Annotated in this window: 10 protein-coding genes; 6 read left to right on the forward strand and 4 right to left on the reverse strand. The window is 73.3% G+C overall.

Features of this window, described 5'->3' with window-relative positions; translation table 11 throughout:
• Positions 1-99 precede the first annotated feature (99 nt).
• The 4 genes from BJY16_RS19950 to BJY16_RS19965 all read left to right on the forward strand — a co-directional run bounded on the left by BJY16_RS19950 (position 100) and on the right by BJY16_RS19965 (position 8,012).
• A complete protein-coding gene (locus BJY16_RS19950; protein WP_185041106.1) occupies positions 100-1,320 on the forward strand; it encodes a glycosyltransferase family 4 protein in 1,221 nt (406 codons plus the stop codon).
• 314 nt (positions 1,321-1,634) lie between these two features.
• On the forward strand, positions 1,635-4,454 hold the full coding sequence (locus BJY16_RS19955) for a transglycosylase domain-containing protein (RefSeq protein ID WP_239177564.1): 2,820 nt from the start codon (positions 1,635-1,637) through the stop codon (positions 4,452-4,454).
• 111 nt (positions 4,455-4,565) lie between these two features.
• Positions 4,566-7,148, forward strand: coding sequence for a DUF4153 domain-containing protein (locus BJY16_RS19960; RefSeq protein WP_376698039.1), 2,583 nt, complete (start codon positions 4,566-4,568; stop codon positions 7,146-7,148).
• Positions 7,149-7,271: 123 nt separating this feature from the next.
• Positions 7,272-8,012 (forward strand): hypothetical protein, encoded by a 741-nt coding sequence (locus BJY16_RS19965; RefSeq protein ID WP_185041107.1) that lies wholly within the window; start codon positions 7,272-7,274, stop codon positions 8,010-8,012.
• A gap of 4 nt (positions 8,013-8,016) precedes the next feature.
• Here the strand turns inward: BJY16_RS19965 and BJY16_RS19970 are convergent, their stop codons facing one another.
• Both BJY16_RS19970 and BJY16_RS19975 read right to left on the reverse strand, forming a co-directional pair.
• Positions 8,017-8,784 (reverse strand): ABC transporter permease, encoded by a 768-nt coding sequence (locus BJY16_RS19970; protein ID WP_239177566.1) that lies wholly within the window; start codon positions 8,782-8,784, stop codon positions 8,017-8,019.
• 8 nt (positions 8,785-8,792) lie between these two features.
• Positions 8,793-9,710 (reverse strand): ABC transporter ATP-binding protein, encoded by a 918-nt coding sequence (locus tag BJY16_RS19975; RefSeq protein ID WP_185041109.1) that lies wholly within the window; start codon positions 9,708-9,710, stop codon positions 8,793-8,795.
• Positions 9,711-9,819: 109 nt separating this feature from the next.
• On the opposite strand from BJY16_RS19975, the gene BJY16_RS19980 reads away from it, so the two are divergent.
• Positions 9,820-11,013 (forward strand): sensor histidine kinase, encoded by a 1,194-nt coding sequence (locus BJY16_RS19980; RefSeq protein ID WP_185041110.1) that lies wholly within the window; start codon positions 9,820-9,822, stop codon positions 11,011-11,013.
• Positions 11,010-11,708, forward strand: a complete 699-nt coding sequence (locus tag BJY16_RS19985) for a response regulator (protein WP_185041111.1) — start codon at positions 11,010-11,012, stop codon at positions 11,706-11,708. The genes BJY16_RS19980 and BJY16_RS19985 overlap by 4 nt, the downstream gene beginning before the upstream one ends.
• 11 nt (positions 11,709-11,719) lie before the next feature.
• Here the strand turns inward: BJY16_RS19985 and BJY16_RS19990 are convergent, their stop codons facing one another.
• Both BJY16_RS19990 and BJY16_RS19995 read right to left on the reverse strand, forming a co-directional pair.
• Positions 11,720-13,336 carry a methyl-accepting chemotaxis protein gene (locus tag BJY16_RS19990; RefSeq protein WP_185041112.1) on the reverse strand — a complete coding sequence of 539 codons (1,617 nt, stop codon included), beginning with the start codon at positions 13,334-13,336 and terminating at the stop codon, positions 11,720-11,722.
• A 71-nt stretch (positions 13,337-13,407) separates the two neighbouring features.
• Entirely contained in the window at positions 13,408-14,106 is a 699-nt protein-coding gene (locus BJY16_RS19995; protein WP_185041113.1) for a hypothetical protein, read from the reverse strand.

Here is a 14,106-nt window from a genome sequence, read left to right on the forward strand (position 1 = left end):
CGGAGAAATGTACGAAACATCCGGCGACAGCTGCCGCATTGTCGGGATAAAGGTTCGCGGGTCTATCGCTGATTGACACCGGACCATAGGTTGTGCCCCGTGAACATCAGGTTTCTGTTGCACAACGCGTACGGGATCGGCGGCACCATCCGCACGGTCTTCAATCAGGCCAACGCGCTGTGCGCCACCCACGACGTCGAGGTCGCCAGTGTCTACCGGCACAGGGAGGACCCGGCCCTCCCGCTGGACCCGCGGGTGCGGCTGGTCTCGCTGACCGATCTCCGCGAGGAGGGATCGCGGTGGACCGACAAGCCGGGCACCAATTCCCGGTGGTGGCGGAAGACCCGCGCGGCGCGCAACCCGCTGCCGCACGGCCGCGACTTCCGGTACCACCGGTGGGACCCGCTGGTCGACCTGAAGCTGATCCGGTACATGCGCGCCCAGCAGGACGGCACGGTGCTGATCACCACGCGGCCCGCGCTGAACCTGGTGTCCGCCTGGTTCGCGCCGCGCCGGTTGATCCGGATCGGTCAGGACCACATGAACTTCGGCAGCTACAAGCCCCGCCTGCAGGCCGCGATCCGCCGTGCCTACCCCCGGCTCGACGCGGTGTCCGTGCTGACCCACGCCGACCTGGCCGCCTACCGGGACGCGCTGGGCGACACGGCCCGGCTGGAACGCATCCCGAACGGCATCCCGCCGCGTCCGGTGGCACCCCTCGACGGCCGGACCCGGACCCTGGTCGCGGCCGGCCGGCTCACCCCGCAGAAGGGCTTCGACCTGCTGATCCAGGCGTTCGAGCGGGTTCATGAGGCGCACCCGGACTGGCAGCTGAACATCTTCGGCGAGGGCCGGAAACGCAAGAAGCTGACCGAGATGATCGAGGAACGCGGCCTCGGCGACGTGGTCAAGCTGCGCGGCCTCACCCGCACCCTGGACGCCGAGCTCGCCAAGGCCTCGATCTTCGTGCTCAGCTCCCGCAAGGAGGGCCTGCCGATGGTCCTGCTCGAGGCGATGTGCACCGGCCTGCCGGTGGTCGCCTTCGACTGCCCGACCGGCCCGGCCGACGTGGTCGACGACGGCGCCAACGGTCTGCTGATCCCGGCCCAGGACATCCCCGGCCTGGCGGCCGGCATGATCCGGCTGATCGAGAACCCGGCCGAGCGGGAGACGCTGGGCGCGGCCGCCCGCGCCACCGCCGTGCACTACGAGTCACCGGTCATCCTGGCCCGCTGGGAGGAGCTCTTCGCCGATCTCGCCGGGCAGCGGACCGGCCCGGCGCCCAGCCCGGTGCCGGCCGGCACCCCGGCGGGCAGCTGACCGCGAGCCGCGACGAATCGGGTGCCGCGCCACGCGGCACCCGATCACAACCGGTCAGGCGGGCCGGCGATGCCGACCGGATTGCCCTCGGTGGCGTGCGGCAGGTCCGCGGCATGCTGAGCGATCGGGACGGCTCTCACGGCCGGCGACTCCTCGCGTGCGACATCGGTGGCATGGCGAATTGCGACCTATCTCATCGCATTCGCGTGCAACATTACGAAACCCGCAGGTCATCGCGCCGCTGATCACCGTGATCGGGCGGTGACACAAAATTACAGGCAACATTCACCCGGTTGGATACCGTCTAGGCGGATGTGCGCGAAGAATCCACCGGACATCCGGACCCGATCGCATCGCAGGAATCCGCGGAGCCGCCGAAACGGCGGCCGCGCCGGCGCCGGATGGTGGCCACCGCCCTCGCCGTGCTGACGTTCTGGTGCGCGGCCGGCGTCGGCGCCGCGGAGGCCTACGTCGAGTCCGTGCCGGTGCCCGGCGCCGTGCCGCAGCCGCAGGCCTCGGTCCTGTACTACCGGGACGGGAAGACCATCCTGGCCCGGGTCGGCGCGACCGACCACAACGACGTGCCGCTCTCGGCGATCTCGCCGGCCCTGCGTCAGGCCGTGCTGCTCGCCGAGGACCGTGACTTCTACGAGCACGCCGGGGTGTCGCTGCGCGGCGTGGCCCGGGCCGTGGTGGCCGACGTGAGCGGCAAGCGCGAGGGCGCCTCGACGATCACCCAGCAGTACGCCCGGAACGCCTTCCTGACCCAGCGGGTCACCGTCGACCGGAAGATGCAGGAGCTGGCCCTCGCGATCAACCTGGAGCGGCAGTACGGCAAGGACGAGATCCTCGCCCGGTACCTCAACACGATCTACTACGGCCGCGGCGCGTACGGGATCGCCGCCGCCGCCAACGCCTACTTCGGGGTGACCCCGGACCGGCTGGACTTCGCGCAGAGCGCGGTGCTCGCCGCGGTGATCAAGGACCCGTGGGGCTACGACCCGGACCACGACCCGACGGCCGCCCGGCGGCGCTGGAACTGGCTCTTCGCGACCGCCCGGGACGCCGGCCTGATCGACCCGGCCACGGTGACCTACCCGAACGTCCGGCCGGCCGGCTCGGCGATCGGCGGACCGCTCGGCCTGGTCGTCGACCGGGTGGAGCGGGAGCTGGCCGGGCACGGGATCACCTCGCAGCAGCTGCACACCCAGGGCCTGCGGGTGGTCACCACGCTGGACCAGCCGGCCCAGCAGGCCGCGGTGAACGCGGTCCGGGCGCAGCTGCACGGGCAGCCGGCCGGGCTGCAGGCCGCCCTGGTCGCGCTGGACCCGGCAACCGGCGGGGTGCGCGCCTACTACGGCGGCGAGCGCGGCAGCGGATACTTCGACAACGCCGCGGCGGCGCACCCGGCGGCGTCCACCTTCAAGCCGATCGTGCTGGCCGCCGCGCTGGGCCAGGGGATCGCCTACCGGTCGCGCTGGGACGGCAGCTCGCCCCGGCTGTTCCCGGACCGCGGTGTGCCGCTGCGCAACCACGACGACCGGCAGTGCCCGGAGTGCACCTTGCAGCAGGCGATGGTGGACTCGCTGAACACCCCGTTCTACGCGGTGACCGCCCAGATCGGACCGGGCCGGGTGCGGGACATGGCGGTGCGGCTGGGCATCCCGGAGAAGTACGACGGCCACAAGTCGCTGGTCGACGTCAAGGGCGACCCGGCGCCGGGGAAGACCCGCGGCGACATCTCGCTGGGCCGGTACCCGGTGGTCCCGGGCGACCTGGCGACCGTCTACGCGACCCTGGCCGGCGACGGAGTCCGCCACCAGCGGCACTTCGTCGAGTCGGTGAGCGGCGCCGGCGGCATCGGATACACCACCCGGGACGTCGCGACCACCGTGGTCGACCGGAAGATCGCCGCGGACGTCACCACCGTGCTGAAGTCGGTGGTGACCGAGCGCGGCATCACCCCGGGCCGTCCGGCGGCCGGCAAGACCGGCACTCAGCAGTACCGGGACACCCGGGACAACCAGGACGCCTGGATGGCCGGCTACACCCCCGAGCTGGCCAGCGTGGTCTGGATCGGCAAGGCGAAACCGGGACCGTTGCGCGACGCCCGGAACAAGCGGATCGAGGGCGACACCATGCCGTCCTCGATCTGGCGCGACTTCACCCGGTCCGCCCTGCAGGGCCGGCCGGCCACCCCGCTGCCCCAGCCGGCGCGCGTCGGGCGCACCGACGCGGGCGACTTCGGCAAGGCCGGGCACGAGGTCAAGAACCCGGACTCGGTCGCCGGCCGGCACGCCGCCGCGGCCGGCTACCAGCCGGTGGTGCACACCGAGCACAGCGGTAAGCGACTCGCCCTGACCTTCGACGACGGCCCGTCCGAGGACACCCCGGCGGTCCTGGACCTGCTGGCGAAATACCACGTCAAGGCCACCTTCTGCGTGGTCGGCGAGAACGCCGAGTGGTATCCCCAGCTGGTGCGCCGGATCGTCGCCGAGGGGCACCGGCTGTGCAACCACTCGATGCACCACGACGATCTGGGCATCATCTCCGAGGCGAAGAGCCGCGCCGACATCGCCGCGGCGGACGCGGCGATCGCCGAGGCCGCGCCGGGCGCCACGGTGACCTACTACCGCGCGCCGTACGGCGACTTCGGTCCCTCGGCGCGAGCCGGCGGGAAGGCCGGGCACACGCCGCTGGGCTGGGTCGTCGACCCGGACGACTGGCTGCTGCCCGGCGCCGGGGTGATCGCGTCCCGGATCAAGCAGCAGCTCACGCCGCGGGCGGTGGTGCTCGTCCACGACGGCGGCGGGGACCGGAAGCAGACCGTGGTGGCGCTGCGCACGCTGATCCCGGAGCTGCTCGCCGAGGGGTGGAGCTTCGACCACCCGGAGACCACGGTGGCCGCTCAGCCGCTGCCGGGCCCGAAGCCCAGCGTCACCGGCTCCGCGCCGTCCGGGGCCGCGGCGCCGTCCACCGCGCCGGCCGCGCCGTCCGGGACTGCGCCGCCGTCCGCGCCGGTCGCGCCCTCCGTCCCGGTCTCGGGCGCCGCGTCTGCATCACCGTCGATGTCGTCGTCCGCGCCGGGACAGTCCGGGTCGAAGCCCGGTCCGAAGGGGCCGGGCGGTCGGTGATCGCACTGGTCGGCTCACGCTACGTCGTCGCGGCGGTACGGGAGCGTCCCAACGTAGATTTCCGGGCGCGGACGCCCTAGAGTGTGCGGACCGATCGATCGAGGAGGGGCCGTGGCCGATTCGCCACCCGAGCAACGACATCCGTCGGACCCGCCGCCACCAGCGGCACCCGAGGCGGCGCCGCAACTTCTGGTGATGCCGCCGACCAGCGCCATCCCGTCAATGGTGTGGCCAGGCTCGGACGGCGAGCCGGCCTGGGCCATCCCGGTGCAGATCCCGTCGGGGACGCGGGGTTACGCGCTGTTCGTGCCGATGGTCGCCGTGCAGGAGGCGGCCGGCTCGGTCCCGGCCGCCGCCTCACCCGCGACCGCGACTCCGGCCTCGGCGGCGGCTGCGGCCCCGGACGCGACGATCGCGCCCGCCGCGACCATCGCCCCCGCCGCGACTGCGGCTCCGGCCGCGACCGTCGCACCCGTCGCGACGGCCGCTGCTTCCGCTGAGGCCGCTGTCGCTGCTGAGGCTGAGGCGTCGGCTCAGGCCGCGTCGGCTCAGACCGCGTCGGCTCAGACCGCGTCGGCTCAGACCGCGTCGGCTCAGACCGCGTCGGCTCAGACCGCGTCGGCTCAGACCGCGTCGGCTCAGACCGCGTCGGCTCAGACCGCGTCGGCTCAGACCGCGTCGGCTCAGACCGCGTCGGCTCAGACCGCGTCGGCTCAGACCGGGTCCGTTCAGGCCGGTGCGGCCGGTGCTGCTGCTCCCGGATCCGACAAGTCCGAAGAGTCGGATGGGGCGCGATCCGGCGACCAGACGGCTTACCCTTCGGCCGGCGCGGGAGCGGCCGAGAAGCCCGAGTCGCCCGCCCCCGCCCGCACCCCGGCCGACTCGGTGACCGCCGGTCCCGGCCCCCGGATCACCCCGGCCACCGCCCGGCCCACGCCGGCCGCCGCAGGGCCGGCTTCGACCGCCGGGCCGGCTTCGGCTGCCGGGCCGGCTTCGGCTGCCGGGTCCGCGCCGTCCACCGCAAGGCCCGCTTCGACTTCCGGCTCCGCGCCGGCCGCCGCTCGCCCCGGCCCGCCGGAGGAGTGGCCCGCTGCGGCCTTCCCGCAGACCCCGCAGAATGGACCGCAGCGCCCTCCGCAGCGCCCCCAGCCGGTCCGGCACTTCGGCGCCTACCAGCCGGAGCCGACCCCGTGGCAGCGCTTCCGGGACAAGCACTGGCCAGGACCGGCGGCCACCCGCGGCCGCGCCGTCCCGGCCGGTGTGCTGGCCGGCGCGCTCGGCGTCGCCTGTTTCGTCCCGCTGGACCGGGTCGGCATCGGCTGGTTCCTCGGCTGGCTGGTGCTGACCGCCGGCGTCATCGGCGCGGTCCGGCGCTCCGCCGACCTGTCGCACGCCGAGCGGTGGATCCGTTCCGGCTGGGCGGTAGCGGCGCTCCTCCTGCTCGCCGTCCCGGCCATCCGCAACGCCTGGTGGCTGGTGACGTTCAGTGTGCTCGGCGCGCTCGGCTGCGCGGCGCTGGCCATCGTCGGCGGCCGGCAGATCCGGTCGATCCTGTTCAGCCTGGTGGCCGCCCCCTACGCGGCCTTCCGTGGCATCCCGTGGGTGCGCAGTCACCTGCAGTCCAGCGGCCGCAACCCGGGGATGGCCCGGCGGATCGGCTTCTCGATCGGTCTCACCGTGCTGGTCCTGCTGGTCTTCGGCGCGCTGCTCTCCTCGGCCGACGTGGTCTTCTCCGACTCGCTCGGCAAGATCGTGCCCGATCTCAACGTCGGCTCGGTGTTCCGCTGGGTCTTCCTGGCCGTGCTCGGTGGCCTGATCGCGGTGGCCGGCATCTACACGCTGTCCGCCCCGCCGGTCACGTCCAGCCTGGACACTCCGGGCCGGGGCCGGTTCGGCCTGGTCGAGTGGGCGCCGGCCGCCGCCGCGCTGGTGCTGCTCTTCGGCGGTTTCGTCGCGGTGCAGTTCACCGTCCTCTTCGGCGGCAACAAGCACGTCCTCAAGACCAGTGGGCTCAGCTACGCCGAGTACGCCCGGAGCGGTTTCTGGCAGCTGGTCGCGGTCACCCTGCTCTCGCTGGCGCTGATCGCCGGACTGGCTCGCTGGGCCCGGCGCGACGAGCCGGTCGAGCGGGTCCTGCTGCGCGTCCTGCTCGGCCTGGTCTGCGCGCTGAGCGTGGTCATCGTCGCCTCGGCGCTCTCCCGGATGTGGGAGTACCAGCGGGTCTACAGCTTCACCGGTGAGCGGATCTTCGTGATGTCCGCCGAGCTGCTGCTCGGCACCGTCTTCGTGATGATCGCGCTGGCCGGCATCCGGTGGCGCGGCCGGTGGATCCCGCGGGCCACCGTGGCGCTGGCTGTGCTGATGCTGCTCGGCCTCGCCGGCCTCGACCCGGAGGGTTACGCGGCCAGCCGCAACGCCGCCCGTTACGAGGGATCCGGCAAGATCGACGCGTGGTACCTGCGGGCGCTCTCCGCGGACGCCACCCCGGCGCTGACCGAGCTGCCCGATCCGGTCCGCCGCTGCACGCTGAGCTGGATCGCCGACGACCTCAGGGAACCCGATCCCTGGTACGCCTGGAACCTCGGCCGGCAGCGGGCCCGGGCGGCGCTCAAGAAACTGCCGCCGGGCGCGATCGGCAACCACAAGGACTGCCGCCGCGCCGACCAGTTCGACCTGCCGAAGAAACGTCGCTGACGATGCGAGCCCGGTTCCCGCTCCGGTGCGGAACCGGGCTCGCGCCGTTATCGGATCAACGACGGTTGCCTGGAGGCCGGGCCGCGGGAGGGCGCTCAATCGGGGTGACCAGGGGAGGTACCGATGCGACTCGACGGCGTGGAGATGAAGGTCAGTCTGGACGGCGACCAGACCGCCGAGGCGGTCCGGGTGCTCGGCCTGCCGGACCTGGCGCCCTGGAAGATCTATTTCGTCGAGGACGTCACCACCGGGCTCTGCGTGGCCACGCCGCTGCTCGACGAGCACCTCATCCTGCGGGCCCGGCAGAAGACCAGCGGCAAGGACGACGTCACGGTGAAACTCCGGCCGGGCCGCCGGTCGCAGCTGACCGACGCCTGGCTGGACACCGGGAAGACCGAGGACGGCGAGTTCAAGATCGAGGAGGACTGGGCCGCCGACCGCCGCACGCTGGCCATCTCGCTCACCGCCGAGCGGCCCAGGGGACTGGTCGCCGCGGTGGTGAGCGGCGACCGTACCGTGAACGCGCTCTTCTCGGCGGACCAGGAGCGGCTGATCGAGCAGTGCGCCGGGATCGCGGTCAACGTCGCCACGCTCACCGTGCTGCCGGCCGTGTCGGCGATCCGCTGGCCCAAGTTCGCGGTGCCGCGGCCGGGCGGCCCGGCGCTCGACGTGCGGGCCGAGCGCTGGACCGTCGGCGACCTCGATTTCCTGGAGCTCTCGATCGTCGAGGAGGACGTCGCGGCCGCCCCGGCGGCGCAGGCGGCGCTGCTCGCTTTCGTCGAGGGCAAGGGGCTCGTCCCGAGCACCGCCGAGGCCAAGACCACCCAGGTGATGCGGGCGCTGGTCGCGCGGTCCGCCTGCTGACCGGTCAGGCATCGCGGCGGCTGAAGCTGATCGCGCCGGCCAGCAGGGCGAGCAGCACATAACCGGCGGCCACTGCGGCCGCGCCGCCCTGGGAGAGCAGGTAGGGATGGTCGCTGCCGGCCAGCTGCGGGGTGAGGTTGGGCAGCAGCACCGAGGCGAGCCGCAGCTGCCACACGGTCGGCAGGAAGTGCGCGAAGATCGGCGCCACCAGCACCAGCCCGCCCAGCGTGGTCAGCGCCGCCGCGGTGGACCGGACGAGCGCGCCCAGACCCATCGCCACCAGGCAGGTGACCAGCGTGATCAGCGTGGCGCAGAGAACGGTCGGGATCGCGTCGGTCCACTGCGGCCACGGGTTGAGCGGCGCCGGCCGGTCGCCGAGCAGCAGCCGGGCGTCGGCGAAGGCGAGCAGCGCGAACAGCGCGCCGCAGCCGAGGCCGACCAGCCCGGCCACCGTCGCCTTGGCGCCGATCAGCAGGCGGCGCTGCGGCACGGCGAGCAGCGAGGGCCCGATCGACCGGGTGGTGAACTCGCTGGTGATCAGCATGGCGCCGATCGCACCGATGAAGAACATCACGAACGGCATGGTCACCACGGTGGGATCGGCCGTCTCGAAGTTCGCCCGGTCGGCTGGGGTGGCCGCGTCGTAGGACTGCACCAGGAAGGAGAGGATCAAGGCGCCGAGCGCCGTCGCGGCCATGCCGCCGGCCAGGAACGCCCAGGTCGAGCGGAGCGTGCGGACCTTCAGCCACTCCGCCGCCACCAGATCGCGCATCGAGGTCATCATCGGCCTTCCGTCGTGAGGGCGGCGCGGTACTCCGCGGCCTCGTCGGTCATCTGCAGATAGACGTCTTCGAGCGTGGCGCTGCGCGGGGTCAGCCCGTGGACCGGGATCGACGCGGCCGCGGCGGCGTCGCCGATGGCCGGCGCGTCCACGCCGACCGCGACCAGGTCGCCGTCGCCGGTCCGGGTCACCGTCGCGCCGAGCCGGGTCAGCAGTCCGGTCAGCTCGGCCGGCCGCGGCGTGCGGACCAGCACGTCCTGCTCGAACCGGTCGCGCATCTCGGCCACCGAGGTGTCCTCGATCAACCGGCCGCGGCCGATGATCAGCACCCGGTCGACGGTGAGCGCCATCTCGCTCATCAGGTGGCTGGAGAGCAGCACCGTGCGGCCCTCCGCGGCCAGCGAACGCAGAGTCGATCGGATCCACCGGATGCCGGCCGCGTCCAAACCGTTCACCGGCTCGTCGAGCAGCACCACCGCCGGATCGCCGAGCAGGGCGCCGGCGATGCCGAGCCGCTGCTTCATGCCGAGCGAGAAACCGCCGACCCGCTTGTGCGCCACGCCGGCCAGGCCGACCCGGTCCAGCACCGCGGTCACCCGGGCCTTGCCGATCCCGTTGCTGCGGGCCAGGCAGGCCAGGTGGGTGAAGGCGCTGCGGCCGGGGTGCGCGGCGTCGGCGTCCAGCACCGCGCCGACCTCGTGCAGCGGGCGGTGGATCTCCGCATAGCGCCGGCCGCCGATCAGGGCCTCGCCCGAGGTCGGGCGGTGCAGGCCGAGCATCATCCGCATGGTGGTGGACTTGCCGGCCCCGTTCGGCCCGAGGAAACCGGTCACCACACCCGGGCGGACCTCGAACGACAACCGGTCGACGGCGGTGGTGTCGCCGTACCGTTTGGTCAGCTCTCGTAGCTCGATCATGGATTCCATCGTGGTCGCCGGAGCGGCCCGGCGAATCTGACCGAGGTCCGATCTCGAGGTATGACCTGGGTCAGACGCGCGGTCCCGGCCGGCCGGATAGCGTGGCCGGATGACTCGTGCCGATCGTTTCCGGCTGCCCGGTGCGCTCGTCGACGTGCCGGTCGCCGCCCTGCTGACCTATCTGACCGGCGTCGCCGTCCTGGACCCACCGGGTCCGGCCTGGCCCGGCCCGGCCGCGGTGGCGTGGCTCGCCGCCGCGGCGACCGGGCTGCCGCTGGTGGTCCGCCGCCGCTGGCCGCTGCCGGTGTTCGTGGTCATCACGCCGGCCGCGGCGGTCGCCACCGCGGCCGGCGTGGTCGGCCTCGGGATGATCCCGCTGACCTGGTTCCCGGCCGCGCTCGCGCTCTACACCGCGGCCTCCCGGAGCGGCCGGGTGGCGGCCGCGCTCGCCCTGGCCGGCGGCCTGGCCGCGCCGGCCGTCACCATCCCTTGGCTCTACCTGCGCACCGGTGTCTCCTCGGCGGACGCCCCGGTGAGCGAGGTGCCGCTGTATTGGCAGGTCGAGCTCGGCGTGGTCGTCGTGCTGCTGATCGCCGCCTGGGTCACCGGCCGGCTGATCCGCTGGCGGCGCACCCTGCAGGCGGAGGCGGCGCACCGGCTCGCCCGCGACGCGGTGACCGACGAGCGGCTGCGGATCGCCCGTGAGCTGCACGACATCGTCGGGCACAGCCTGAGCCTGATCGCGGTGAAGGCGACCGTCGCCAACCACCTGGCCGACAAACCGGGCGAGACCCGGGCGGCGCTGGAGGTCATCGAGAAGACCAGCCGATCGGCGCTCACCGAGATCCGGCGGCTGCTGGACGTGCTGCGCGACGACGACGACCCGGCCGCCGAGCTGGCCCCGGCCCCCGGCGCCGCGGATCTGGTCCATCTCGCCGATCGGCTGCGCTCCACCGGCCTGCGGGTCGAGCTCGACGTCAGCGGCACCGAGCAGCTGCCCACGGCAGTCGGCCTGACCGTCTACCGCATCGTCCAGGAGTCGCTCACCAATGTGGTCAAACACGCCGACGCTGACCTGTGCTGGGTCACCGTGCGGGCCGACGGCGGCAATGTGGACATCCAGGTCGCCGACGACGGCCGGGGCATGCACGCGGCCCGCCGCAGCCGTGGCGGACAGGGCCTGATCGGCATGCACGAGCGGGTGACCATGTACGGCGGCACGCTCGCCACGGACCCGCGCCCGGGCGGTGGATTCCAGGTGGTCGCCGCCATTCCGTACACCGCAGCCGAGGAGACCGCGTGACCGAGTCGCCAGCCGTGCCGGAGATCCGGGTCCTGCTCGCCGAGGACCATTCGCTGATCCGGGAGACCTTCCGGTCGCTGCTCAACGGCTCGCCCGGCTTCACCACGGTCGGTGAGGCCGGCGACGGCGCGGAGGCGGTCCGGCTGGCCCACCAGCTCCGGCCGGACGTGGTCCTGATGGACGTCCGGATGCCGGTGATGGACGGCATCGAGGCGACCCGGCGGATCTGCGCGGCGCCGGAGACCTCCGCGGTCCGGGTGCTCATGCTGACCACCTTCGACCTCGACGAGTACGTGTTCGCCGCACTGGAGGCGGGCGCCAGCGGCTTCCTGGTCAAGGACACCACGGCCGGCGAGCTGCTCGCCGGGGTCCGGCTGGTCGCGGCCGGCGAGGCGCTGCTCGCGCCCCAGATCACCCGCCGGCTGATCGACGCCTTCACGAGCAGGCGCAAACCCGTCTCCGGTACGCCGCGCGGCCTCGAGACGGTCACCGACCGGGAGCGTGAGGTGCTCGCCCTGATCGCCGGTGGACTGTCGAACACCGAGATCGCCGAGCACCTGCACCTGGGCGTCGGCACGGTGAAGACCCACATCGGACGGCTGCTGCACAAGCTCGCCGCCCGGGACCGTGCGCAGCTGGTGATCGCCGCCTACGAGTCGGGTCTGGTGACCGTCCGGGACGGGGGCTCGCGCTGACCCGGCTCGGCTCAGCTTCCGCGTACCGAGAAGCGCCCCGCCACCTCCCGCAACCCGGTCGCGGTGGCGGTCAGCTGCCGCACCTGGTCCGCGGCCGTCGAGGTCGCGGCCGCCATCCGCTCGGTCGAGCCCTTGTTCGCGCCGGCGAAGGAGCCGACCGCGTCCAGCGCCGAGTGCAGCCCGGCGGTGCCCTCGGCGATCCGCTCGAACGCGCCGCGCGCCTGGTCGTCGACCACGGTGACCGCCTCGGCGCTGGTCTGCTGGATCTCGGCGACCAGCGCGGCGATGGTCTGCGCCGCCTCGCCGCTCTCCTCGGCCAGGTTGCGCACCTCGCCGGCGACCACGGCGAAACCGGCGCCCTGGGTGCCGGCCCGGGCCGCCTCGATCGCCGCGTTGAGCGCCAGCAGGTTGGTCTGCCCGGCGATCCGGGTGATCGCCTCGACGATCCCGCCGATCCGGGCGGCCTTGTCGTCCAGGTCGCGCATCACCCGCGTCAGGTTGCTCACCGTGTCCACGCCCTCGTCGACGTAGGCGGAGGTGTCCCGGGCCGCCCGCTGCGCCGCGGAGACCAGCTCCACCTGCCGCTCGGCGTTGCTGACCACCTCGGCGGCGGCCGCCCGGATCTCCTGGGACGCGCCGTCCAGCTGGGCCGAGGCGCCGTCCAGGTCGTCGACCGACCGGTGCACCTGGCGGACCGAGTCGTTCAGGTTCTCGATCATCTCGGTGAAGGCGGTGCCGAGCCGGTCACCGGCGGACGCGGCCGGCGCGGATACCGCGAGGTCGCCGGTGGCCATCCGCTGCGAGATCTCCGCCTTGGCGGTCAGGTAGGCGACCATGTCGTCGAACGCGGCCGCCACCTGGGCCACCTCGTCCTCGGCCTCGACGTGCACCCGCTGGTCGAGTTCGCCCCGGGCGATGCCGCGGGCGGCGGTGGACAGCTGCCCCAGGCCGTCGGTGATCCGGCGGGTCAGTGTCCGGCGGACCGTCAGGGCGACGGTGACGGCGGCGGTCAGCAGCGCCGCCAGCGCGCCGAACGCGATGATCGCCTGCCGGTCGGCGGCCGTGCTGGTCGCCTCGGACTCGGCGGTGTGCCGGTCGCCGAGCGCGGCCAGGCTCTCCTTGAGGCCGTCCCACTGCTCGTCGCCCGCGCCGCTGTCGAAGGTCTCCCGGGCCTCGGCCGCCTTGCCCGCGTCGGCCAGCGCGACCTCGGCGGCGGTGGCCTTGACGTACTTGTCCCAGTGGTCCTCGAACGAGGCCAGGATGGCGCGGGTCTCGGCGCTCGTCGACAGCGCCCGGTAATCGGCGAACAGGGCGCGCATGTCGGCGTCCTCCTCGGCCATCCCGTCGATGGTGTCCTTGCGGCTCTCCGCGTCGTCCAGCGGCAGCGCGAGATACTCCCACTGCTCCTTGCGGTACTTGTTCATCAGGCCGCTGATGTCGCCGGCCACCTGCATCGCCGGCACACCGGTCCCGGCCAGCTCACCGACCTGACGGGTGGCCCGGATCAGGAAGAAGGCGGCGACCGCCGCGGAGACCAGCAGGAACGCGATGACCACGGTGAACCCGGTGCGCAGGGCGCGCCCGATCGGCATCCGGTTCAGCAGGGTGTGCAGCTTGGCGGGGGACACATTCTTCCATCGGCCGGACACCACGCCCGGCTAAGCACAACGGAAAGTGTCCGTTGTTACCCGTTAGCTGGTCAGCCGCGCCGGCACCGGTAGGCGACCTTGGTGCCGGCCTGGACCGGCGACGGTTCGATGATGTTCACGGTGGCGGTCTCGGTGGCCGTGCCGACGCCCGCGAACGTCCACCGGAGGGTGAGCGTGGCGGTGCGCTGACCCCGGCCGACCCGCTCGGTGAGGATGCCGCCCGGCGCCGCGTCGGAGCGGAACCACTGGTAGCGGATCACCCCGGCCTTGCCGTTGGTCCGCACGGTGGCGACCACGTCGACGGTGACGTCGCAGCGGGTCCCGGCCGGCTTCGGCACGGCCACGGTGACGCTCTCCACCGCGATCGGGCTGAGCCGCTGCCACACGTAGAACCCGACCACCACGACCAGCGCCAGGGTGAGCAGGCCGGAGACCAGCGACACCAGCCGGCGGCCCCACGGCCGGCGCCGCGCCGGGGCGGTCTCCGGCCAGGCCGGGGCGGCCACCGGGGTCACCGGCACGCCCGGCCCGAACCGCAGCTCGGCCTGGGTGCGGATGGTCGGCTCGGAGCCGTCCGGGTGCGGAGCCGGCGAGGTGGCGCCCGGGCCGGCCAGGTGGGTGGTCCGGTCCGGGTCGCCGAGGTACGCGGTCGGACCGCCGAGGTGCACGGTCGGGGCGGGACCGTGCTGGGTCCGCCACGGGTCGGCCGGCAGCGGCATCGTCCGGTCGTCGAAGGGTTCCTCCGGCAC

This window comes from Actinoplanes octamycinicus (genome assembly GCF_014205225.1).
Classification (GTDB): Bacteria; Actinomycetota; Actinomycetes; order Mycobacteriales; family Micromonosporaceae; genus Actinoplanes; species Actinoplanes octamycinicus.